This window comes from Citrobacter sp. Cs237 (assembly GCF_030332325.1).
Taxonomy (GTDB): Bacteria; Pseudomonadota; Gammaproteobacteria; order Enterobacterales; family Enterobacteriaceae; genus Citrobacter_A; species Citrobacter_A sedlakii.
In genome coordinates this window covers 221652-245430 of sequence record NZ_JAOWIB010000103.1, presented here as the reverse complement: position 1 = coordinate 245430, position 23779 = coordinate 221652, and the positions used below count along the sequence as shown (strand labels likewise).

The 23779-nt window shown below is 57.3% G+C and carries 15 protein-coding genes; 4 read left to right on the top strand and 11 right to left on the bottom strand.

Annotation, left to right across the window (positions count from 1 at the left end; genetic code table 11):
- Positions 1 to 81: 81 nt before the first annotated feature.
- Positions 82 to 2142 carry an AsmA family protein gene (locus tag OGY07_RS11635; RefSeq protein WP_042286733.1) on the bottom strand — a complete coding sequence of 687 codons (2061 nt, stop codon included), beginning with the start codon at positions 2140 to 2142 and terminating at the stop codon, positions 82 to 84.
- Positions 2143 to 2218: 76 nt separating this feature from the next.
- On the bottom strand, positions 2219 to 2986 hold the full coding sequence (gene pdeH / locus OGY07_RS11630; protein WP_042286736.1) for a cyclic-guanylate-specific phosphodiesterase: 768 nt from the start codon (positions 2984 to 2986) through the stop codon (positions 2219 to 2221).
- Between the two features lie 229 nt (positions 2987 to 3215).
- Between pdeH and kdgK the strand changes: the two genes are divergently transcribed.
- Positions 3216 to 4145 (top strand): 2-dehydro-3-deoxygluconokinase, encoded by a 930-nt coding sequence (kdgK, locus tag OGY07_RS11625; protein ID WP_060570217.1) that lies wholly within the window; start codon positions 3216 to 3218, stop codon positions 4143 to 4145.
- Between the two features lie 54 nt (positions 4146 to 4199).
- Here kdgK and OGY07_RS11620 read toward each other — a convergent pair whose 3' ends face one another.
- The 9 genes from OGY07_RS11620 to bcsR form a co-directional block, all read right to left on the bottom strand.
- Complete coding sequence (locus OGY07_RS11620; protein WP_042286742.1) at positions 4200 to 5693, bottom strand: M16 family metallopeptidase; 1494 nt, start codon at positions 5691 to 5693, stop codon at positions 4200 to 4202.
- 221 nt (positions 5694 to 5914) lie between these two features.
- Positions 5915 to 7201, bottom strand: coding sequence for a C4-dicarboxylate transporter DctC (dctA, locus tag OGY07_RS11615; RefSeq protein WP_042286745.1), 1287 nt, complete (start codon positions 7199 to 7201; stop codon positions 5915 to 5917).
- Positions 7202 to 7376: 175 nt separating this feature from the next.
- Positions 7377 to 9365 carry a biofilm formation regulator HmsP gene (gene hmsP, locus OGY07_RS11610; protein WP_286600678.1) on the bottom strand — a complete coding sequence of 663 codons (1989 nt, stop codon included), beginning with the start codon at positions 9363 to 9365 and terminating at the stop codon, positions 7377 to 7379.
- Between the two features lie 164 nt (positions 9366 to 9529).
- Positions 9530 to 13027 (bottom strand): cellulose synthase complex outer membrane protein BcsC, encoded by a 3498-nt coding sequence (gene bcsC, locus OGY07_RS11605; RefSeq protein WP_286600676.1) that lies wholly within the window; start codon positions 13025 to 13027, stop codon positions 9530 to 9532.
- On the bottom strand, positions 13009 to 14115 hold the full coding sequence (bcsZ, locus tag OGY07_RS11600; protein WP_248315937.1) for a cellulose synthase complex periplasmic endoglucanase BcsZ: 1107 nt from the start codon (positions 14113 to 14115) through the stop codon (positions 13009 to 13011). Before bcsZ ends, bcsC begins: the two co-directional genes overlap by 19 nt.
- A 6-nt stretch (positions 14116 to 14121) precedes the next feature.
- Complete coding sequence (gene bcsB / locus OGY07_RS11595; protein WP_286600674.1) at positions 14122 to 16473, bottom strand: cellulose biosynthesis cyclic di-GMP-binding regulatory protein BcsB; 2352 nt, start codon at positions 16471 to 16473, stop codon at positions 14122 to 14124.
- A gap of 10 nt (positions 16474 to 16483) precedes the next feature.
- Positions 16484 to 19084, bottom strand: coding sequence for a UDP-forming cellulose synthase catalytic subunit (gene bcsA / locus OGY07_RS11590; protein WP_286600670.1), 2601 nt, complete (start codon positions 19082 to 19084; stop codon positions 16484 to 16486).
- 17 nt (positions 19085 to 19101) lie between these two features.
- Entirely contained in the window at positions 19102 to 19854 is a 753-nt protein-coding gene (gene bcsQ / locus OGY07_RS11585; RefSeq protein WP_060570223.1) for a cellulose biosynthesis protein BcsQ, read from the bottom strand.
- Positions 19855 to 19865: 11 nt separating this feature from the next.
- Positions 19866 to 20054: a cellulose biosynthesis protein BcsR gene (bcsR, locus tag OGY07_RS11580; RefSeq protein WP_042286759.1), complete on the bottom strand. Its 189-nt coding sequence runs from the start codon at positions 20052 to 20054 to the stop codon at positions 19866 to 19868.
- Between the two features lie 288 nt (positions 20055 to 20342).
- Between bcsR and bcsE the strand changes: the two genes are divergently transcribed.
- The 3 genes from bcsE to bcsG are packed head-to-tail and all read left to right on the top strand — an operon-like array spanning position 20343 to position 23766.
- On the top strand, positions 20343 to 21902 hold the full coding sequence (bcsE, locus tag OGY07_RS11575) for a cellulose biosynthesis c-di-GMP-binding protein BcsE (protein ID WP_042286763.1): 1560 nt from the start codon (positions 20343 to 20345) through the stop codon (positions 21900 to 21902).
- A complete protein-coding gene (gene bcsF, locus OGY07_RS11570) occupies positions 21899 to 22090 on the top strand; it encodes a cellulose biosynthesis protein BcsF (RefSeq protein ID WP_042286766.1) in 192 nt (63 codons plus the stop codon). The genes bcsE and bcsF overlap by 4 nt, the downstream gene beginning before the upstream one ends.
- Positions 22087 to 23766, top strand: a complete 1680-nt coding sequence (gene bcsG, locus OGY07_RS11565; protein ID WP_060570224.1) for a cellulose biosynthesis protein BcsG — start codon at positions 22087 to 22089, stop codon at positions 23764 to 23766. The genes bcsF and bcsG overlap by 4 nt, the downstream gene beginning before the upstream one ends.
- The last annotated feature ends 13 nt before the right edge of the window (positions 23767 to 23779 follow it).

Genomic DNA, 23779 nt, shown 5'->3' with positions numbered 1-23779 from the left:
GCTGACGCTTATCCGGTCATCCTGTGTGCCTTCCCGACAGCCCGGCAAGCATAGCGCCGCCGGGCAACGCGGCGAAGGACATTATTTCTTCATCTGGGTCAAAATCGTTCGGCACTGATTCGCCTCGCCTTCAGAGGGCGAAATCAGCGCTAACAGCGCAGCGGCTGGGGTGACCAAAGTCGCCAGCGCAGCGGCGACGGCCCCACGCGCGATCAGCGGCCCCGCCTTCACCCCGGCCTGCGGATTTTTGAAGGTGCCGCGCACGTACAGCGGCGAGCGCAGAGTAATAATGCGGATCCCTTTACTTTCCGGATCAATGGTTAAATCGAGTTGCTCAGACGCGAAGCTCGCCGTTCCGGTAATGTTGATCAGCGCATTCTCGGTATCAAAAGCGAAAATCTGCGGGCGCGCCACGCCGTTAACGATATCCAGATTGGCTGCCGCGCAGTTCACCCGTACCTCATCGTCGCCAAAAATCTGCCCGACAATGTAGTTACCGACGTTCAGCCCGACGATCTCCATCAGGTTGCGGCTGATTAAACCGTCGTTCATCAGCAGTTTCAGGTTGCCATTGCTGTTGCCAAGCAGCGCCGCTACGGAGTTCCCGGTGCCGCGAAACTCGGCGTCACCGTTCATCTCGCCCAGCGTCTTCTGCATCAGTTCAACATCCGGCATCAGCTCTTTCAGTTTCAGACGGCGCGCCTGAATATCCGCCCGTCCGTGCATAGGCTTTTTATCACCTTCCAGATGGATGTTGGCGTTGATGCTGCCGCCTGCCAGGCCAAACTTCAGCGGCTGCAGACGCAGATCGGCGTTTTTCAGGATGATATGGGTAGAGAGATCGCTAATCGGCAGGCTGCTACCGTGCTCAATGCGCCGTCCTTTGAAGCGCACGTCGGCGTCCATGACGTCCCACTTATCGGTTTCAAAACGGTCATAGGGCAGCACTTTGTCCGCAGGCTGGACGCTTTTTTCACCCTTTTTCTGTTCTGAACGCCGGGTCTGTTCGGCTCCTTTGCCGGAATCGACGCCAATCAGCGGGCCTAAATCCGCCAGACGCAGTTGGCGAGACTCCAGATCTCCTTCCAGCTTCGGACGCGGTTTACCGGTGGTATAGGTGAGCGAGCCGTGAATGTCGCTGTCGCCAATCTGTCCGTTGAAGCCGCGGTAGTCATAGACCGAGGATTTTTCGCTGTCGATTTTCGCCACCAGCCTGCCATCGGTTTCAAACGGCGGCGTATCCGGCAAGAGGACGCCGGTCAGGTCATACAGTTCCGCCAGCGAATCGCCGGAAAACGTAAGCTGTAAATCGACGCCGCCCATTTTCATCGGGTCGTTCACCACTCCGACAAACGCCACGCGGGTATTTCCGGAACGAAAATCAGCCTGCACCGGGAATGGCGCATCAGCACTACGCAGCGCCAGCATACCGCCGATTTTCCCCGTCCCGCTGAGCGGTTCGCCGTTATAACGCCCTTTCGCCTTCAGGCCGAAAACGTAATCCTCAACGTTGGCGTTTTCATTTTTACCTTTGCTTCCCGTCACTTCGCTAAACGGCAGCGGCTTACCCAGCGGATCGACAAGGATCTCAATATCCGCCTTGCTGACGTTGTCATCAATGGCGATCCGCCCCTGATCGAAAAGGATGTTGTCGAGGCGGAAAGACCAGGAAGACGGCTTCGCGTTGGGATCTTTTTGTTCATCCCCGGCGAGATCAAACGTCCAGTTATTGTTTTTCTCCGTCAGACGAATCAGCCGCGCGTCGGGCTTCACCAGCTTGATCCACGGTAGCCACACGGTTTTCGTGAGCAATGCCAGCGGGGCAATCGTCGCTTCAACACGAGGCAAATGCACCATCGTCACTTCGGGGATATCCGGCGGGTTGCCAAGGATAATATCCTCGGCGTGGATGTGCGGCCACGGCACCCAGCTTCGCCAGCCGGTTTCCTGTTTCTGACGCTCCCACACCACGCCTAAATCGCCGCGAATGGCGAACGGACGGTTCAGTTCCGCAGAGACTTTCTGGTTGATGGTCGGTTTGAGTCGGTTCCAGTCAAATGTCGCGATCAGGACGATGAGCACGACGATCAACAACAAGAAAGTCCCTGTTACAGCGGCGGTAATTTTGCCTGCTCTGGTCATGTTCTGCTTCCTCACTTCTTCCCTTGCCTGTCCTAAAGATAGTCCAGCCAGGCGGATTTACCGGAAACAGCCTGATTTAATGCGACAAATTCACCTCATCCAGACAGGCAAAAGGTCGCGGACGAGAGAGGAAATAGCCCTGAGCGGCATACGCGGGCGAGCGCTGTACGTCTCGCCACTCTTCCTGCGTCTCGACACCTTCTACGATAACGCCACGGCAGTAGCGGTTCATCAGCTGTAGCAGTTGGGTGAAGAGGTTACGCCCTTCTGACGTCTGACGAAGCAACACAAACAGCTCGCGGGCTATCTTAATAAAATCGTAGCGCACTTCGCTGAGGGCGGAAAAGTTAGCCATCCCGGTGCCGAAGTCATCCAGCCACAGCGGTCCTGCCTCGCACATCGAGGCAAACGAGGCCTCTTTCGGCAGACGGATGTGTTCCACCAGCTCAAAACGCAGCCAGGGCATACGCTCGATATTCTGCAGGATCTGCGGATACTCGCGCAGAGCGATTAAGGTCGGGCCATCAACGTTGACGGACGCCAGAAGCGCGTGACGCTGGAAAAAGTCTGCCTTTTGTTCAAGTAAGCAGAGCTGCTCTTTTATCACCTCAATACGCTGGCGTACCGCCACTTCGGCAAAATAACGGTCGGGCGCAATGCGTTGCGCGGGATTATCCGGATGCGTGACCACCGTCAGAAGCTCCACCGCCAACAGACGCCCGTTGGTCTGATAGATAGGCTGAAAAGTGTAAGCGCGCTCACACTGCAGCCAGTAGCGACGCTCCTGCAAGCATTCAGGGCTCGCTGCGGACGTGCTTAGCTGCTGGATAATCTGGTTTATCATCGCCGATGTCCCGTGATTAAGTGTGTGGCTGCCCGGACTCGTCAAGGGTTATCGGCCTTCGCGCGAAGAACTTTATGCTGCGTCACACGCAAAAACGACAACAGTCAGGAAAAAACAACGCAGAATACGGACTGGCTCAAAAAAATAATGGAACGTTGTTTTAATATGATTGACCACCAAACACCCACAGCGCACACTAACGTTAATTTTTCCAGGTAGGTTCACGACTATGTCCAAAAAGATTGCCGTGATTGGCGAATGCATGATCGAACTGTCACAGAAAGGCGCTGACGTTCAGCGCGGCTTCGGTGGCGATACGTTGAATACTTCCGTTTATATTGCCCGCCAGGTTGACGCTGCGGCGCTTTCCGTTCACTACGTCACGGCGCTGGGCACGGACAGTTTCAGCCAGCAGATGCTGGACGCATGGCACGGTGAAAACGTCGATACCTCGCTGACCCAGCGTATGGAAAACCGTCTGCCGGGGCTGTACTACATTGAGACCGACAGCAGCGGCGAACGCACGTTTTACTACTGGCGCAACGAGGCCGCGGCGAAATTCTGGCTCGAGAGCGAGCAGTCTGCGACGATCTGTGAAGAACTGGCGACGTTTGATTATCTCTACCTGAGCGGCATTAGCCTGGCGATCCTCAGCCCGGGCAGCCGTGAAAAGCTGTTGTCCCTGCTGCGCGAGTGCCGCGCTAACGGCGGCAAAGTCATTTTCGACAACAACTATCGTCCGCGTCTGTGGGCAAGCAAAGAAGAAACACAGCAGGTGTATCAGCAGATGCTCGACTGCACCAATATCGCCTTCCTGACGCTGGATGACGAAGACGCGCTGTGGGGCGTCAAACCCGTGGAAGAGGTGATTGCGCGGACGCACGCCGCGGGCGTAGAGGAAGTGGTGGTGAAACGCGGGGCGGATTCCTGCCTGGTGTCTGTTGCGGGACAAGATCTGATTGACGTCCCGGCGGTAAAACTGCCGAAAGAGAACGTCATTGATACCACCGCCGCAGGGGACTCGTTCAGCGCAGGATATCTGGCCATTCGCCTGACCGGTGGCGATACCGTAGCGGCTGCGAAGCGCGGACACCTGACCGCCAGCACGGTAATACAGCATCGCGGGGCGATTATCCCGCGCGACGCAATGCCGCAGTAAGCCATTCACCGTTGCCCGGTAGCATTACGCTTACCGGGCCAACAGAATTGCAGGTTACTGCGCGGCCGGAATATCCGTGACTTCCGGATGCGCATCATCCGTTTCAACCGTCGCTGCCGCCGCGCTCACCGGGGCCATAATCTGATCCCACGTGGCCTGCAGTTCCTTCATGTTAAATTCCGGTTCTCCCTTCGGCTGCAGCAGAATCAAAGCCATCTCCTGGGACAGTTGCTGACGCAGGCTTTGGTTCATCATCTCCACGGTCAGACCATTAAGAAAGTCCTGACGCAGACGCTGATACTGCTCCGGCGCGATATCCACCACCTGATTTTGCAGCGAACGCAAGCGCTGGCTGATTAAAATGTCAGTATCAGTGCGGGCATAGGTGGCAAAAAGCTTTTGTAGCTCCAGATTCTTCTGCGCCACCAGCGCGTTGAACTCGTCTTCCGGCAAACCGTTATCGCGCACTTTCGCCAGTTCGCGCGCCACGGTGCCTAAATTGGCGTTGAGCTTATCGTTCGGCGATTCAATATTGATGGCGCACTGAGCGCGCAGAAACAGCACGCGGCAGTCAAAGCCGAGGCCGATATCTTTAGCATTGTTCTTACTCAGCGCCTGCTGTACGTGCCAGAACAGCGCCTCTCGCGCCAGATCCGCGCGCCAGTAGCGCAGCAGCGCGGATGACTCGCGAATCGGCTGCCACGGCGTATCCCACATGACTGACAAACGATCCTGGCGCACGGCGTCGGTCATGATGCTCACCGCCTCAGCGCGCAGCGGCGACAGCGTCGGCACTGGCGCAGGCGTTTCGCGTTTGCCCTTCAGTTCGCCAAACGTTTTGTTGATTTGCTCAGCTACCGTCCGCGCGTCGACGTTACCGACAATAATCAGCGTCATCGCGTCCGGGGTATACCATTTCTGGTAAAAATCGTGAATTTTCGCCGCATCGATCGGCTTCTTCAGCGGTTCAGCGGGATCGTGGCCCAGCAGCGCGGAGCCTTTCAGCCGGTAGCGCCACCAGCCTTCTTTGGTATCGACCGGCAGCGTAGTGACCATATCTTCGCTATTGATCGCATGGTTCACCGTTTCCGGGGTGATCGCCAGTTTGCCCATCGTATTCGCCAGATAGGTCAGCGACTCTTTCAGCAGATCGTTACGGTTGTTGGGCAGGCTGAGATTGTATTGCGTGGAGTCATAGGAGACGGTAACGGGCGGCATTGGACGCTTGGGGTCGAAACCCTGTTGCCAAAGCGAACGCGCCTGGGTGGCGTCCAGTCCGCCGCTCTGGGTTAACGCAATACGAGGAATAATATGACTGAAACCGCTCTGTTGCGTACTTTCGGTGAGCGAACCGGTATTTACCAGCAGGCGGACCTCAATGCGGTCGCTGGGGCGCTGCGGGGTGGCTAACACTTGCCACTGTAATCCATTCGCCAGCGTCCCCTGTTGCCATGCCGGGTCAGGCTGGAGCGCATCTGCCTGCACATAGCCAGCAGTGGCCATCATCAGCAAACCGCCCGCTATAAGTCGAATTTTTGTGCCCTGCATGTGAACCCCTGATCAACAATCCTGGTAATAAAAAGACAGCCCTGCGAAGGCCAGTCTGAATATGACGTAAAAACACTTCGTGTTAGACCGCAAGAACATGGAAATGTCACGGCAGAAGTGAAATAAACCCAATGCCTTCATGTTGAAGGATTAAGGTGGAGGGGTCAATTATGCGCAGGAGCCCGCAGCCCCACAAGGGACTGCGGTCATAAGTCGTGAGATTATGAGGATATTTCGTTCGTTTTGCCGTCCGGCGCACGATTATTCAGGACATCGTCGAGCTTTTGGGAATCCAACTCTTTCACCCATTTCGCCACCACGACCGTCGCCACGCCATTGCCAACCAGGTTAGTCAGCGCACGGGCTTCCGACATAAAGCGGTCGATACCGAGGATAAGCGCCAGGCCCGCCACCGGCAGATGGCCTACCGCAGAGATGGTCGCCGCCAGCACGATGAAGCCGCTTCCGGTTACCCCCGCCGCGCCTTTAGAGGAGAGCAGCAGCACGACCAGCAACGTGATCTGATGGAAGATATCCATATGGCTGTTGGTCGCCTGGGCGATAAACACCGCCGCCATCGTCAGGTATATCGACGTCCCGTCAAGGTTGAAGGAATACCCGGTGGGGATAACCAGCCCAACCACCGACTTGCGGCAGCCCAGCTTCTCCATCTTATCGAGCATACGCGGCAGCGCGGACTCAGAAGAGGAGGTACCCAGCACGATCAGCAGCTCTTCGCGGATATAGCGGATAAACTTGAAAATGCTGAAGCCCGTCGCCCGCGCGATAGAACCCAGTACCAGCACCACAAACAGGATACAGGTGATGTAGAAGCAGATAATAAGCTGCCCCAGTTGCACCAGCGTCCCGACGCCATATTTACCGATGGTGAAGGCCATTGCGCCGAACGCGCCGATAGGCGCCAGGCGCATGATCATATTGATAATGCCGAAAATGACCTGCGAGAAACTTTCAATGACGTTGAAAATCAGCTGGCCTTTGCTGCCCAGGCGATGCAGGGCAAAGCCAAACAGCACCGCAAACAGCAGCACCTGCAGGATGTTACCACTGGCAAACGCGCCAATGACGCTGCCCGGAATCACATCCATCAGGAAGGCGACAATGCCCTGATCTTTCGCCTGCTCGGCGTAAACCGCCACCGCCTGCGCATCGAGAGTCGCGGGATCAACGTTCATCCCGGCCCCTGGCTGCACGACGTTAACGATAATCAGACCAATGATCAGCGCAATCGTACTGACGATCTCAAAGTAAAGCAGCGCTACCGCACCGGTGCGGCCAACGGCCTTCATGCTTTCCATGCCTGCAATGCCGGTCACGACAGTACAGAAGATGACAGGAGCGATGATCATCTTTATCAGCTTGACGAACGCGTCGCCAAGCGGCTTCATTTGTGCGCCTAATTCAGGGTAGTAATGGCCAAGGAGAATACCAATGGCAATTGCTGTCAGGACCTGAAAATAAAGGCTTTTGAACAGAGAGGTTTTCATAGGGTGTCCTTGAAGTAAAAACCACAGGTCTTGTAAGGTTATGATTAACCTGCGGCCTTAAAATAACACCCGGACAACACGACAGAAATGCACCTGGATCATAATTGAAACAAAAATGTTAAAAACTTTGAACTGGCTCGCATAAGCCGGGCCTTTTTAAAGTTTTGTAATTACGTCACTTGTGCGTGAGATACTGTTCCTGGAAGGTTTCAGCCGTCACGGCATGGGCAAAAAGATAGCCCTGAGCGATATCCACACCGGCTTGCGCCAGCCAGTCGCGCTGCGCCTCGTTCTCAACGCCCTCGGCGATCGTTTGCAGATTCAGGCTGCGCGCCAGCTGAATAATCGCCGTGATCATGCTGTTATCTTCCGGCAGACCGTCGACAAACATTTTGTCGATTTTCAGCACGTCTACCGGCAGTGACTTCATGTGCTGGAGCTGGCGCAACCCCGCGTAACCCATACCAAAATCATCCAGCGCAATGCGCACGCCAGCGTTTCGCAATGGTCGTAATATCGCCACCGCGGCGTGCGGGTCGTCGATACGGCGGCTTTCGGTCACTTCCAGAATCAGCGTACCCGGCTGGATGCGATAACGGGCCAGCAGCTCAAGCATGTCCGACACCATGGTCGGGTGCATCAGTTGCAGCGCCGACAGGTTGACCGACAGCGGCATGGCCATTCCGCGTTCCTGCCAGGCGGCAAGCAGACGGCAAGACTCCTCCAGCACCCAGCGCCCCACGGTGACCATCAGGCCGCAGGACTCGATGCGCTCAATCAGCCCTTCCGGTAACGCCCAGCTTCCGTCCGGTTGCTGCAAACGCAATAGCGCTTCCGCGCTCACCACCTTGCCGCTGGCGATCGCCACCTGCGGCTGTAGCCAGAGCGCAAACTGGTGGTTTTCCATCGCGGTAAGAATGTCGCTCTCTTCGGTCAGCCTTTTTTGCGCCTGCGCCATTTGTTCAGGGTCGAAGAACTGAATCTGGTTTTTGCCTTTCCGACGGGCGGTAAACGCCGCCGAAACGGCACGAACGTAGAGCTGCTCGGCGCTGAGGTCGCCATAAAACATCGCCACGCCAATGCTGCAACTCGGGCGTAGCTGGATCCCCTGGACCGGCAACCGCTCATTAATAATAGTGAGCACTTGCTGACCTAACGTGATAGCGTGCCACGGCTCTTTCACGCCGTGAGCGACAATCGCAAAGTCGTAGCCGCTGATCTGGGCCAGCACCATTCGCGGGGAAATCACCGATTTCAGTTTTTCCACCAGCGTGAGCAGCAGGATTTCCCGCTGCGCCTCTTTCAGCACGCCTGCGGTATCACGCAGCGTTTCGCAGGTGACGATCATCAACGCGGTGGTCTGCTGTCGCGCCACCACTTGCTCCAGCAACCCCATCAGAAAGGCTTTGTTGGGCAGCTCGGAAACCGGAAAACGCATCGCGTTCCCCGTCAACTCTTCGCTGTGGCGTTTAAGCATCTGTTGATTAAGGTTATAACTGCGCACCAGCATCCCGATCTCATCGTCATGGTGCAGACGCGGCAGCGCCAGCTGATGCCCGATAAGATCCTGTTGCGGAATATCGTTCAGCTCGCGGGCGATTTTGCGCAACGGGTGCAGAATCAGGCGGTTTACGCACCAGCTAATCGCCACGGTCAGCATGAGTGACAAAAGTAAGTAAATAGTCACTAACGTGGAGAGGGCGCTCATGACGAACTTATACATACGGAACGAATCCGCCTGTAGCACCAGATAGGCCAGCGGCTGTGGGTTCGCCGGACGCTCGAGCGAATAGACGGGCAGGGAAATTTGCACCGGTAATTCAAAAAGTCGGGTGACCATGACCGGCACCGGGCGTTCAGGAATGAAGCTCATGCGCAGCGCCTGAAACTGATTTGGCAGCACGACATCGGCGCGCTGAACCACCCCAGCCGGTTTTATGCTGGCGAGAATCGCCTCCGCGCCGGGTAGATCCGCTTTTAATATGGCGGCAGACAAGGGTTCACGAACGGAGCGGGCGATACTTTCCAGTTGCGTAGCCGTGTTATAGCGGTTCTGCTGGACCAGATGGAATAGCAAAACGGTGCAAAAAATAAAAACGAACACCATGACAACGGCCGCGACCATTGCCATCTGCTTAATTGTTAACGAGCGACTCACGCGCAATATTGTCTCCCCCGGATATCCCAAATTGCCGCCCGAGTATACCCGATTGCAGCGGCATTAAGAGAGGCCGTATCTGAAAAGGACTTTTCTGAGTTCAGGTCGTCGGATGGCGGCGTTGTCTTACCTGGCCTTCACGCCAGCGCAGCGCCATCCGACCCTGGCGATTACCAGTCGGCGTAAGGCACCAGCGGCTGCGGCGGTAAATCCATATCGCCCTGCCAGCCTGCGGCGGAATAACGCACGTAAAGAAGGAAATGGCTTGGGGTGTAATCTTTCGCCTGCTGGATATCGATAGCGGTGCCGACAAACCAGTTGGAGGTGACCCGCCGCTCCACCAGCGCCCGGGCGGTATAACCAAAGCCCTGGCTGCTGCCGCCATCATTGGTCTGATCGCGCGCCGCCTCCTGGTAATCCGCCGGAATGAGGTTCGTCAACGGATAACGCGGCATCGTTTTCGTGCGTGAATGCGACCACGACACGGAACCGCCCAGCTCCCAGGACCAGTTTTCCGTACGCTGACGCCACATTACCGGCACCGCAAACGACACATACTCCTGCGGACTGTAGTAACCACCGTGACCGAGCGAATAGCCGCTGAGGTCTTTGTCGTAGTGCCAGATCATATTGTTCAGACCGACAGTGACGCGGCGGTTATTCTCGTTAATCACCTTGTAGTAGTACCCGGTCATCCAGCGCACGCGCCAGTTGTCCGCCACGTTTTTGCCGGTTAACTGGTCGCCGCTGAGCGAAGCCCAGACGCCATTCGCTTCCCCTTTGTCGTAACTGAGGCTGATGCCGCCGCCGTCGGCGCGTACGCCGCCCCATTTTTTACCGGTGTTAATCGCATCGCTGTCGCCGTTATGGCTCTGCGCGTCTTTCTGGCCGCCAAACGCCAGCAGCGAACTGGAAATGGGACGACGATGCGCGTTAAGCGTATACCCTAACGGCCCGATATCGCTGCTGTAGCTGACGCCGCCAACCACATCAACCACGTTGAAACCCATTGGCGTGGTGCCGATGTCCCAGCGCCAGGTGTCGTTTGCCCAGCCCACCGCCACGCTCGCCCCGGCGTCCGACTGGCTGCGGTTGCCGCTACAGTCTTCCAGCGTACAGGTGCCCCAGTTGTTGTCATAACGCCCGTCGGAATCGGTTGCGAAGCTGCCGACATTCATATTGACCAGGTCGGTGCGGAAGAACATACGCCCATCGGACCAGGGCGCGTCAACGTGCAGCATGGTGGTGTGCGCTTTCAGATCGGAATAACCGCCGGTACCGCTCGATCCCCAGTAATCGTGTTCGAGGGTTACGTTCAAATCTTGCTGACGATACAGATCCGCCGCGTCGCTGCGCACACCGCGCTTCAGCCAGTCGTCTGTTTCATCGTTGCGGGTCAGACGGGTAAAAGTGTCGTCATCCTGCGGACGCGTCGGGGTGACGCCAGAGGCGACCATGGCATCTTTATACGTTTCCAGCGCTTGCTGCGGCTCGCCGCTCTGGGCCTGAAACCTGGCGGCATCACGTAGCACCATCGCGCTTTCCATCGACGGCGGCTGCGATTTCGCCTGCGGAATCAGGCTATCGAATGTCTGTCTGGCCGCCACGGTATCGCCCAGTTGCATCTGCGCCAGCGCCACCCGACGTTGCATATTCATTGAAGACCCGTTGGTCGTCGGCAGTGCCGCCAGTCGCGCCCGCGCGGCCGCGTTGTCGCCCTGAGCGATGTCGATCTCCGCCAGCCCAAGCAGCGCGTCAACGTTATCCGGTTCGCGCGCCAGCACGCCGCTGTAATATCCGCGCGCGGCCGTAGCGTCCCGGCGCTGCTGCGCCCAGTCGGCGAGGGTTAAGTCGATACGGGTAGAAGCAGGCTGCTGACGTAGCAGCGCTTCGGCTTCACGCTCCTTGCCGCTTTCGCGCAGACGGTTAGCGGTTTCCAATACCTGGTTGCTTTGCAGCCTGTCGGCCAGTTCCTGAATATTTGGGTTCCACTGGCTGCGCGGCAGCGCGTTGATATGCGCCAGCGCCGCGCGGTCCCGATCGGCGCCGGACAGGTACAGCCCGTAAGCATAGACCTGCTCGGGATCGCCAGGTTTCTGACGCGCCAGCGCGTGCATCTGCGCGTCGGCCTGGCTACGCTGACCGGCCTGCCACAGATCGCGCGACAGACGGTAGGTTATCCAGACGCTGCCCGGATCCAGCGCCAGACGACGCCGGTGCAGCTCCGCCGCCTGCGCCCAGTTGCCCTGGCTCTCCAGCGTTTCAGCCTGTTGCGCCAGACGATCGTTTTCCAGCCCGCGTTCAATGTCATCAATACTGCGGCGCTGGCTGGCGGAAAGCGTGGCGATAAAAGCGCTGGCTCGCTCCGGCGACTGCTCGCGATAGAGGTTCGCCAGGCCGCGCACGGCGTTGGTGTTGCCGCTGTCCATACGCAGCGTCTGCTGATAGTAACGCTCGGCAGCCGGGTAGTTTTTACGTGCCATTGCCGCGTCGCCCAGCCCCAGCACCGCATAGCTATCGCTATTGTCGATGCGTCTTGCCTGTTGATAAAACCGTTCGGCCTGGTCGATATCATTCGCTTTCAGCGCGGCGTCGCCCTGCTGGATCGCCAGCCAGTAGCTGTTCACCTTCAGCAGGCTTTCCCATTTGTCGCGGCTCGGGCTTTGCGGATCCATCGCCAGCGCTTTTTTAAACTGCGCCACCGCGCTGGCGCGATCGCCGCGCTGTGAATACGCCTGACCCAGCGCGCCAACGGCTTCGCTGTCGTTTTGATTCGCTTTCACCGCCTGCTGCAGCCCGGCAACCGCTTTGCCGCCCTGCCCGGCCTCTACCGCCGCCAGCCCCTGCGCACGGGCGCGGAACGTCGGATCGGCAAGCTGTTGTTGCTGTTCGTTCAGCTTACTGCGCGCCGCCGTCACGCTGTCCCCTTCACTAAACACGGTGAGGTACTTTTGCAACGCTTTTACGCTGGCGTCGCTGACCGGCAAATCTTTTATCTGGGCGTACCAGAGCGTTGCCGCCGCGTTGCGTCCGGCGCTGGATTTCGCCATTTGTTCCAGCACGACAAAACCTTCAGCCGGACGGTCGTTATCGAACAGCAGTTGCGCCAGGGTATTCTGCAACCCGGTATTGCCGGGGCTGCGGGCGTTGATCGCCTTAAGCTGGTTGATCGCCTGACCGCGTCTGGCAGGCACTTTCGCCACCGTACTCCAGTACTCCACCTCCAGCTCGCCTTCCGGCGGCGCGCCTTTGAATAACTTATCGTAAGCGGCGATGGCCTCTTCCGCATGTCCGGTCGTCGCCTGTAACCGCGCTTCCTGCAGCGCCTGGCGGCCATCCGGCGTCGCCAGCAGTTGGGTGGTGCGCGACGATTTATACGCCGCCGAATTGGGCGCGATCTCAGCAAGCCTGTCGAGCTGCTTTTGAGCGCCGTCGTTGTCGCCCTGACGCAGCATATAGCGGAAACGGGCAGCAATAACGTCAGGGTTATTCGGGTCGATCAGCTCCAGCCGGTAGAGCGACTGACGCACCAGGTCTTCGCGGTGCGTGGCCTCGCCCAGCCGAACCTGGTCGAGTAACAATTGTTGCGCCGACGGCGCGGCTTCCGCGAAGGGCATCAGCGCAATACCGAGCGATACCCCAAGAAAACTTAGTGTGAACTTGCGCATTCCTGGCCCCAGTCAGGTAGTAACTCACCTTTGACGGTGAAGCGATAACGATGCTGGTCCCACCCTTGTCCGAAGAGGGTCAGCACGTAGCTGTAATAGGCATCGCTGCCAGGAAAGTGGTCTGCAACGCGCTGTCGCTGCACCGCTTGTGCGTCGCGGTTTTGCAGGAAAGGCAGTAAAGAAGCGGAAAAGCCTACCGGGCCGTTGCCCTGCGCCTTGCCGCTGGCGACATCCACTTTCTCCGGCGGAACGCCGTTTTGGGTTGTCAGGGTAGCCATCGGTTTGAATTTAGTGAGCAGCCGCGCTTTCTGCGGGTCGCCATCATGCATCATCCCGGCCCACAGATAGACGCGAATGGCGTCGTAGCTGCTGACCAGCGTTTTTTCTGGTTTTAACTGCCAGCCTTTGTTTTTCTCGTAACGCACCCAGTCCGGCGAAAAGCCTTTCGGCGCGGTTTCTAACAGCAGCCGCTGATTCGTCTCCCGCAGGGTGGTCCACGGCGCGCCGAAACGGGTAAAGTACTGCGCCAGCTGCGGCGGCAGATAACTCGGGTTGAAGCGCCAGCGGGTTTCTTCGGCAAAACCGATTTTGCCCGGCAGCAACATCGACCCCAGCCCTGGCACCGTCACCACTTCTTCAGTGGCAATCCGCTTCAGCAGCGCTTTACCGATATCGGTGTATCGCGGCTCCTGCCATAAACGCCCGGCTTCCAGCAGCGACCAGGCGATCCAGATATCGCCGTCAGAAGCGGAATTGCTGTCCAGCACTTCCCAGGTCGCTGGATCTTTTTGTCCCCACAGCCAGGCGGGCAGATGCGCTTTCAGCGAGCCTTGCGCCAGGTTGTTTTCGGTCCATGCCAAAAGCGTATCAAACGCCGGACGATCGTTAGCCGCGAGGGCAAAGAACATGGCGTAGCTTTGCCCTTCCGAGGTGGTGATTTTCCGCGCGTCGCTCGGATCAATCACCCGGCCCTCCTTGCTGATGTAATCCTTTTTGAACTGATCCCAGGCGGGCCAATGACAGGCCGCCTGAACGCTCAGGGCGGCCAACATCAGGACAACAGCGATTCCACTACGCAGCGCGTTCATCATGCGTTACTCATGGTCTGGATCAAGACGACGGCGGCTAATGATGCGCAGCAGGCGCCACAACACCCATGCCAGCAATACCACGCTGATGGCCGCCAACACCGCTAACAGCACCGGATGATTTCCCAGCGCATACCACAGACGTTCAAACCACGGCAGATGTCCGACGTAATAAACATCACCCACCCGCAAGCTGTTGACGCCCGACTCGCGAATGACGGACACCGAACCAAACATCGCCGCACGTTTGCCGCTGTCGTTAATCGCTTCGTTCAGCAGTTCATAACCGCGCGGGCTGTCCGCCAGCAGGGCGATAACGCTGCGCTGATCGTTAAACGGCGACTGGAAGCCCACCACGGCGGCCATTGGGCCGCTCGACGTGACAGTGGCCTGCGCATCCGCTTTGCGGTCGGCCTCATCCGGCATGATCCCCGGGAAGGCGCTCTGGCGAAGCGGCGTTTTCACCCAGCTCTGCGCCGCCTGCACCAGCAGGTCAATACGCTTCTCATCCTTTAACTTGTCCGGAATCGTGCCAATAATCAGAATATCGGCATCTTTCCCCTGAATCTGGCTGCCGTCTTGAGTGATGGTCAGGTTGATAGCCGGGAAGCCGGTTTGCGCGCCAATCGTGCCCGTCGCCTCCAGCAGTGTTTCCATCTGCGCTTCATTCGGCGTTTTCGGCATCACGGCGATGGTGTCAGAAAGATCGGCCATTCGGCTGAACGGGAAACCCGCGTTCGCAAAGGCGCGCAGATCCGGCATCGCAATAAAGTGATAGTACTTCGAGAAGTCGATGGTCGAGTCGTCGCCGATCACCACATGGTTCGGCACCGGCTGGAAGGTAATACAGTTATCCACCGTACCGCCAGGCATCGGGTTCATGTACTCAAAGTCAAAACGCAACTGGTTCACCGCCCCCAGCTTCAGCGCCGGGATCGAGACGTCGGTTTTACCATCCAGCAGCCCTTGCAGCACCGGCAGACGCAGCAGCAGACGGTTGTTCTTTTCGTTGCTGGTGAGGCTAAAGGCTTGCAGGAACTGGTTATTCAGGCTGATATCCATGCGCGAACTGTCTTTGGTCGGCGGCGTGGTGTAACGGTAGTTGAGGTTCATATCAATACCGGTACTGCGCAGCAGATACAGGTCCGGCGGCAGGTTAAGGGAAACGTTGATGGCGGCCGGCTCGATGCCGCTGGACTGCAACTGCTGCTCATAGGTTTTCAGCTCGCCAAAGGTTACCGGACGATCGGTCCGCACCCAGTTCGGCGCATCGTACGGTTTACGCGCCAGCAGCGGTTTTACCTCGTTCACTTCGACACTGCTGCCGCGGAACAGAATGTTGCCCTGCGCAATACCTTTCGCCGCCTGCAACAGATCGTTTTCATCACGCCCCATCACCACCAGAAGTTTTACGTAGGGGTTCTCCGGATGGTCGATCATCGCGATCGTCGGCGCTTTCACCGGCGGCTGCTCGCGCAGGAAGTCGGGACGGCTGTCGTTAGTGGCGAACACAATCGCATTCCGATCCGGCAGTTGATTATACAGCACCGGGAAGTGCTGCCCGCGCCAGCCTGAGCGGGAACCAAACCATGACGAGACGATAGAGGCGGCCTGCTGCAGTTTAAGATCGGGCGCGCCGGCGAAGATCATCGGCAGCGTCATCGCGCGGTTGTCGCGCGGGTCAAAGAACGGAACCGGGAAGTGCGAGAGATCGTTTTTCACTTCCAGCGTCTGGTAGGTGAGATCGAGTACGCTGCTGCGACCTACATCCAGCCACAGCGTACTGCTGGACGGGTTTTCACATACCTGCTGGTAATGGCCGACAAACTCCAGCCGTACGCGGTTGAAATCGGTGATAAACAGCGGGTTGATGGGGATCTGCGCCAGCGTCTTTTTGCCAAGCTGTTCCTGGGTGACGGGTAGCACGCCCATGAGCTCATCATTCAGATAGACCTTGAGCTGGGACTGAACGGGCAGTAGCGATGGCGACGGCGTGTATTCCAGATTCAGCATCGCCTTCGTGACCACTTCATCACTGCGCATGCCAAATTCAATGCTGCCGTTCGGGTTAACGCCGCGCAGCACCATACTGCCCGGCGGCGGCGCGATTTGCGCAAACGTCAGTTTCACATCACGCGAAGGACCATTTTGCGCGACGATCGGCGCATCCGCTCCCGGCACGCCCGGCATCACCTGGCCCACCGGCTGATTGTCGTCCGCCTGAACGGGAATGACCGGGGCCGCGGTTGGCTCAGCCGCTGTCTGCGGTTGTATTGCTGGCGCCGCATTCGACATGAAACTGGGGATAGCGCTCATCCCCATTGCCATCGCACAAATCCAGGAAAGTTTTCTTTTCATCGCGTTATCATCATTGTTGAGCCATAACCTGAGCCGGTGGTTGCACCGCCATATCATCCTGCACCGGACGGCGAGGAATGAACGACACAATCCAGGCAACCAGAGACGTCAGAGACCGGAAAATTACTTTGACCGACGCTGGGGCAAATTCCGCAAGATGGCGATAGCCGCGGAACCCCAGTTTCAGAATATCGAGCAGGCTTTCCAGCGGTTTGTCTTCCGGATAGCTGTCCTGCCAGAGCGCCCATGTATCCGCACGGGCAAACGTACATTGCACAAAATCGATATGCTGTTTAGTGGTCAGCGGCATCAGTTGTAACCCCACCTGTTCACCCCATACGCGCGCCACCTGGGTGGGAAAGACATACTCCTGCTGTCCACGCTTAAGCAGTAAATTCACCTTTTGCCCTTCCAGCACCTGCGCCTGACCGTTGATTTTGATCCCCAGACCGCCGTCGGAGAAGTCATGCACGGTACACGAGAACAAATGACCGTCTTCGCGAGCAATCGCCGCTGGCATTGAGATCTCCACGCGGTGAGAACGGCGTACCTGTTTACTTTCCACTGACACCGCCACCGCGCCGCCGAGGATAATCAGGTTATAGAATACCCACACCATACTGACGATGACGGTGAGCATTTCGCTTTCCGGCCCGTAGAAATAACGCCAGATACCTACCGCCACGCCGACCAGGTTAAGCAGCACCAGGAAGATATACGGACGGGAGATCACCCAGTCGACATACTCTTCTTCCACCAGCCCGCCTTTCGCGGTGACGTTAAATTTGCCCTTATGCGGATTAATCAGCGCCACCAGCGTCGGCGGCGCGATGTACCAGGCCAGCACCGTTTCGTAGATCTCACTCCAGAAGGAGTGGCGGTATTTTCCCTGAATCTTCGAGTTGGTCAGGCTGGCGTGAATCATATGCGGCAGTACGAACAGCGCAATCATCAGCGCGGGCGCGTAGATGATATAGGCATGCAGCAACAAGAACGCCAGCGGCGCGGTCAGGAAGATGAGCCGTGGGATCCCCGACAGAAAGTGGAACATCGCATTGACGTAGCATAACCGCTGGGCGAATTTCAGCCCTTTCCCGGTAAGCGGGTTGTCGAGGCGGAAAATTTGCACCATCCCGCGCGCCCAGCGGATACGCTGGCCGATATGGGCGGACAAACTTTCGGTCGCCAGCCCCGCCGCCTGCGGAATACGCATGTAAGCCGAGGTGTAACCGCGACGGTGCAGACGCAGCGAGGTGTGCGCATCTTCGGTGACGGTTTCGACGGCAATACCGCCTATTTCATCCAGCGGCTTACGGCGAATCACCGCGCAGGAGCCGCAGAAAAAGGTGGCGTCCCACATGTCGTTGCCGTCCTGCACCAGCCCATAGAACAGCGTGCCTTCGTTGGGGGTTTTGCGGAAGCGGCCAAGGTTACGTTCGAACGGGTCCGGCGAGAAAAAGTGGTGCGGCGTCTGCATCATCGCCAGTTTTTTATCTTTCAGGAACCAGCCCATGGTCATTTGCAGGAACGAGCGCGTCGGCACATGGTCGCAGTCGAAGATCGACACGAATTCGCCTTTGGCGTACTTCAGCGCATTGTTGATGTTCCCGGCCTTGGCGTGCTCATGGGTGGTGCGGGCGATATAGTGGACCCCGACATTCTGGGCAAACTGGCGAAACTCTTCCCGCCCGCCGTCGTCGAGAATCCAGATGTTGAGCTTATCTTTCGGCCAGTCGATGCCCAGCGACGCGTAGATGGTGTTTTTCACTACGTGCAGCTCTTCGTTGTAGGTCGGAACGAAAATATCCACCGACGGCCACTGCGACATATCCTTGGGCAACGGCACCGGCTGACGGTTGAGCGGCCAGACCACCTGGAAGTAGCCCAGCACCAGCACAATCCACGCGTAGGTTTCGGCAAACAGCAGGATCAGTCCACAAACCAGGCTTACCGGATCGTCCCAGTTCAGGGTGGACGTGTAGCGCCACCAGATATAGCGACATGATACGGTCAGCGACAACACAATCAGCATCAGCGCCGAGAAACGCCCCGGCATCCGCCGTACAATCAGCGCAACGCCCCATAGCAGCATCAGGAAGATAAACTGCGCCAGCGGGTTGAACGGCTGCGTCACGCAGATCAGCGCCAGTATCAGCGAGAAAGTGACAATAATCCCAATGATTAAACGGCGCGCGCCAGCGCTCAGATGCCCCAGTTCCTTTTGCTTATCAAGATGGGTTGTGTTTTGCGTGACCCGTTCAGGCAGTTTATCCAGCCACTGATGATAACGGCCCCGGACGCCTTCCAGGCGGGAAAAGGTCTGCCAGCGCGGTTGGGCCGTTTGTCGACGCGAGGCGGTCGCCATCAGCCAGAGCGTTTGAATAACGTAGCGGGCGGGATCTAACGGGCGCGGACGAGCGGCGTTGATATGCGGGTAAAGCGCCTTGTGCGCGGCGCGGATCCGCTGCCAGCGCGGATGCTCCAGCGGGATGAACACCCATGCCAGAACGGCCCAAAAACAGCCCAGGGCCGCGCTAAACGCTGGCGCGCCATGACGACGGTAGCCCTGATAGCGCTCGCTCAGGCGCGCGCTGACCGGCGGGATAAGCAACTACCGGGACAGGATACTCATGTTGCGCTCCCGGCGGCGTCTTTGCGGCCTGAATAATGCAATAAACACCAGTTCGCCAGCGTCAACACTTCTTCGGCGGCCAGCGAATCGCTGCGGTATTCTCCCAGTGGCTGTTTCGCCGCCATGCATTCGGCCAGGGCTTCATCGCGATGAATAACCATCGGCAACAGCCGACGCTGGCTTTGGAGCCAGACCTGGTAAAGATCGTCCTGCATCTGGCTGCCAATGCGTAAATCGTTAATCAAAATATGCGAACCGGCGGGCAGCGCCTGCTGATGCAGGCGAATATGGCAATTGGCATCGGCTTTGACGACCGCCAGCGTACGATCGCAGGCGTTGACCAGTTGGCGAGTGAGCGGCGCGGCGCCGGTGGGCAAATCGAGTAAAATCCAGGAATACCTGCCGCTCTCTTTTAGCCGTTGGAGGCCAGGGACAATCTCGCCGAGCCGTTCCTGCCATTGATCGGGGTAGTCACGTTCCTGCGCCGTGAGCTGGCCAAACGGCAGCAAATCGAGCTGCGAGGTATAGCGCATTCCGCCTTCGCGCCAGTCACGCCCGTCCAGCAGCGCTCTGGCCCAGCCGTCGCGATGCACAAAGTCGACATTAAATGACAGGCGTAGCAAATTATCGGGGCAGGCATCCACCACCAGGACGTTTTCACCTAACAGTTGTAATGCCCAGGCCAGCGCCGCAGTGATAGACGTCGTGCCTACGCCACCACGGATGCCCTGAAGTCCCAGAATAGCCATCCACGACTCCCTTATTCTTGTTGCGCAAATTCAGCCAGCAGCGGCCAGCGTTTAATCGCAGCGGCAAGCTGTTCACGTTGGGATATATCGGTGTAATCGAATTCAGGCAATGAAAAAGCCTGGCTCAGGGCCAGGAAATCGTTTTGAAAGGTATAGCCTAAAGCTGAATCAGGCAGCGTATCGGGTTCGTTGTCAGACATATTTTTTTATCCCTTTGAATATACTCGCCATGCTTCAGACATTTTTTCTGTTTGCATTCAGCCCCCTTCCCAACGAAAATTGATGGCGTCAGAATCCGCGCATTTTCTGATTTTTCATCACTCAAAGAATACGAGTCATGGAATCGGAAAGGCCGACGTAAAGAGGCTTCCTGCCAGCCAAATTGATTCACATGCTAAATCTGATACGTTTTAATTTCAATGTTAGGTTTATTTCTGCGCTTTCGCTAGTAAACTGATAAGCAGACAAATAGCGACCCGAGGAACGCTGTGGACCCAGTATTTTCAATAGGTATCTCATCATTATGGGATGAACTTCGCCATATGCCAACTGGCGGTGTCTGGTGGGTTAACACTGATCGCAGTGAAGATGCTATCAGCCTGGCGAATCAAACGATTGCTTTTCAAACCGGGACTGCAAAAGTCGCGGCGATGAGTATGGGCAGCGATCCAGGGAAAGTTTTCAAATTAGACGAAACGCAAGGTCCGGAAAAAATTCAGTTATTTTCGATGCCAGATTCAGAGAAGGGACTATACTTTATGTCCCGCGATATACTCTGCTCAGTTGATCCTACCCATTACTTATTCATCCTTATATGCGCAAATAATGCGTGGCAAAATATTCCAGCGGAACGATTGCGTCAGTGGCTGGATAAAATGAATAAATGGACACGTCTTCATCGTTGTTCTGTTCTGGTGCTTAACCCTGGGAATAATAATGACAAACAGTTCTCGCTGTTAATGGGGGAATATCGCTCGCTGTCTGGTCTTGCCAGCATGCGTTTTCAGGGCGACCAGCACCTGCTGGATATCGCCTTCTGGTGCAACGAGAAAGGAGTCAGCGCCCGCCAACAGTTGACCATTCGCCATCGCCAGGGTCGCTGGGAACTGGCGCAAGAGGCCGAAGCCGACATCCAGCCCCGCAGCGACGAAAAGCGGATCCTCAGTAACGTGACCGTACTGGAAGGTGCGCCGCCGCTGTCGGAGCACTGGAAATTATTCGACAGTAATGAAGCATTATTCAATGAGGCCCGTACCGCCCAGGCGGCGACATTGGTCTTTTCTCTCCAGCAAAATCGTCAGATTGAACCGCTGGCGCGCAGCATCCACACCCTGCGCCGCCAGCGCGGCAGCGCGCTAAAAATTCTTGTGCGGGAAAATATCGCCAGCCTGCGCGCCACCGACGAACGTCTGCTGCTGGGCTGCGGCGCTAATATGGTGATCCCGTGGAACGCCCCGCTTTCCCGCTGCCTGACGCTGATTGAAAGCGTGCAGGGCCAACAGTTCAGCCGTTATGTGCCGGAAGATATCACCACCCTGCTGTCGATGACCCAGCCGATGAAGCTGCGCGGCTTTCAGAAGTGGGATGTCTTCTGTGACGCGGTGAATAATATGATGAGCAATACCCTACTCCCCGCCGACGGCAAAGGGGTGATGGTGGCGCTGCGTCCAGTGCCAGGTATTCGCGTGGAACAGGCGTTAACGCTTTGCCGCCCACACCGTACCGGCGATATTGTGACCATTGGCGGCAACCGACTGGTGCTGTTTTTGTCGTTCTGCCGGGTCAACGATCTCGACACCGCCCTGAATCACATCTTTCCGCTGCCGACCGGCGATCTGTTCTCTAACCGCATGGTGTGGTTCGAGGACAATCAGATCAGCGCCGAACTGGTGCAAATGCGTCTGCTGTCGCCGGAGCTGTGGGGTCAGCCGCTGCCGCTCACCCAGGAGGTCAAACCCGTACTGAACGCTGAACACGATGGTAAGGTCTGGCGTCGAATTCCTCAGCCGCTGCGCTTACTGGACGATGAAATGGAGCGTTCATCATGATGACCATCAGCGATATTCTGCAAATCATCGTCGTCTGCGCGCTGATTTTTTTTCCACTGGGCTATCTGGCGCGTCATTCTCTGCGCCGTCTCAGCAACACCGCCCGTCTGCTATTTGCTAAACCTCGTTATGTCAAACCGGCCGGAACATTGCGCCGCACGGTAATTCCCAGAGCGACCAAAAAATGACTCAACATACTCAACATGCCTCGCCGCCTTCGCCTCTCTGGCAATACTGGCGCGGACTTTCGGGCTGGAATTTCTATTTTCTGGTGAAATTTGGTCTGCTCTGGGCAGGCTATCTTAACTTCCACGCCCTGATGAACCTGGTGTTCATGGCGTTCCTGCTGATGCCGATTCCGCGCTACAGCCTGCATCGCCTTCGCCACTGGATCGCCATTCCGATTGGTTTTGCCCTGTTCTGGCACGATACCTGGCTGCCAGGGCCAGAGAGTATAATGAGCCAGGGCTCCCAGGTCGCGGCGTTCAGCACTGACTATATGCTCGATCTGGTCACCCGCTTTATTAACTGGCAAATGATCGGCGCGGTGTTCGTGCTGCTCGTGGCGTGGCTGTTTTTGGCGCAGTGGGTTCGCGTCACCGTTTTTGTGGTGGCCATAATGGTCTGGCTAAACGTTCTGACGCTGGCGGGGCCGAGTTTTTCACTGTGGCCTGCCGGTCAGCCGACCAACACCGTCACGACCACCGGCGGTACCGCGGCGGCCACGATCGCCACCGCTGAAGGCGCGCCGGTTGTCGGTGATATCCCGGCGCAAACCGCGCCACCGACGTCCGCCAACCTCAACGCCTGGCTGAACACCTTTTACAACGCGGAAGCAAAACGTAAAACGCCCTTCCCGGCGGCGCTGCCGGAAGATGCCCAGCCGTTTGAACTGCTGGTGATCAACATCTGCTCGCTTTCGTGGTCCGATATCGAAGCGGCGGGGCTGATGTCGCATCCGCTGTGGTCGCATTTTGATATTCAGTTTAAGCACTTTAACTCGGCGACCTCTTACAGCGGTCCGGCGGCGATTCGCCTGCTGCGCGCCAGCTGCGGTCAGCCGTCACATACCAATCTGTATCAACCAGCCGGCAATGAATGCTATCTGTTTGATAATCTGTCGAAACTGGGCTTCGCCCAGCATCTGATGATGGGTCACAACGGTGAGTTCGGCGGCTTCCTGAAAGAAGTGCGCGAAAACGGCGGTATGCAGGCTGAGCTGATGGATCAGAGTGGTTTACCGGTGCCGCTGTTGGGCTTTGACGGCTCGCCAGTCTATGACGATACGGCAGTGCTTAACCGCTGGCTTGAAACCACCGAAAAGGACAAAGATTCGCGCAGCGCAACCTTCTATAACACCCTGCCGCTGCACGATGGCAACCACTATCCTGGCGTGAGCAAAACGGCGGATTACAAAGCGCGTGCGCAGAAATTCTTCGATGAACTGGATGCGTTCTTTACGCAGCTCGAGAAGTCTGGCCGTAAAGTCATGGTGGTGGTGGTGCCGGAACATGGCGGGGCGCTGAAAGGCGACAGAATGCAGGTCTCCGGTCTGCGCGATATCCCCAGCCCGTCGATCACCAACGTCCCCGCCGGGGTGAAATTCTTTGGCATGAAAGCGCCGCATCAGGGCGCGCCGATTGAAATTACCCAACCGAGCAGCTATCTGGCCATCTCAGAACTGGTGGTGCGCGTGCTTGACGGCAAGATCTTCTCCGAAGATCCGGTTGACTGGACGAAGCTCACCAGTAATCTGCCGCAAACCGCGGCGGTCTCGGAAAACGCCAACGCGGTGGTGATTCAGTACCAGGATAAACCCTACGTGCGCCTGAACGGCGGCGACTGGGTGCCGTATCCGCAGTAAACGAAAAAGGCCG

Bases quoted from the DNA above. Each gene is read 5' to 3' on its own strand.
- OGY07_RS11620 (WP_042286742.1), bottom strand. From the start codon at position 5,693: ATGCAGGGCACAAAAATTCGACTTATAGCGGGCGGTTTGCTGATGATG.
- bcsQ (WP_060570223.1), bottom strand. From the start codon at position 19,854: ATGGCTATTCTGGGACTTCAGGGCATCCGTGGTGGCGTAGGCACGACG.
- pdeH (WP_042286736.1), bottom strand. From the start codon at position 2,986: ATGATAAACCAGATTATCCAGCAGCTAAGCACGTCCGCAGCGAGCCCT.
- bcsC (WP_286600676.1), bottom strand. From the start codon at position 13,027: ATGCGCAAGTTCACACTAAGTTTTCTTGGGGTATCGCTCGGTATTGCG.
- bcsB (WP_286600674.1), bottom strand. From the start codon at position 16,473: ATGAAAAGAAAACTTTCCTGGATTTGTGCGATGGCAATGGGGATGAGC.
- OGY07_RS11635 (WP_042286733.1), bottom strand. From the start codon at position 2,142: ATGACCAGAGCAGGCAAAATTACCGCCGCTGTAACAGGGACTTTCTTG.
- bcsR (WP_042286759.1), bottom strand. From the start codon at position 20,054: ATGTCTGACAACGAACCCGATACGCTGCCTGATTCAGCTTTAGGCTAT.
- kdgK (WP_060570217.1), top strand. From the start codon at position 3,216: ATGTCCAAAAAGATTGCCGTGATTGGCGAATGCATGATCGAACTGTCA.
- bcsF (WP_042286766.1), top strand. From the start codon at position 21,899: ATGATGACCATCAGCGATATTCTGCAAATCATCGTCGTCTGCGCGCTG.
- bcsZ (WP_248315937.1), bottom strand. From the start codon at position 14,115: ATGAACGCGCTGCGTAGTGGAATCGCTGTTGTCCTGATGTTGGCCGCC.
- bcsG (WP_060570224.1), top strand. From the start codon at position 22,087: ATGACTCAACATACTCAACATGCCTCGCCGCCTTCGCCTCTCTGGCAA.
- dctA (WP_042286745.1), bottom strand. From the start codon at position 7,201: ATGAAAACCTCTCTGTTCAAAAGCCTTTATTTTCAGGTCCTGACAGCA.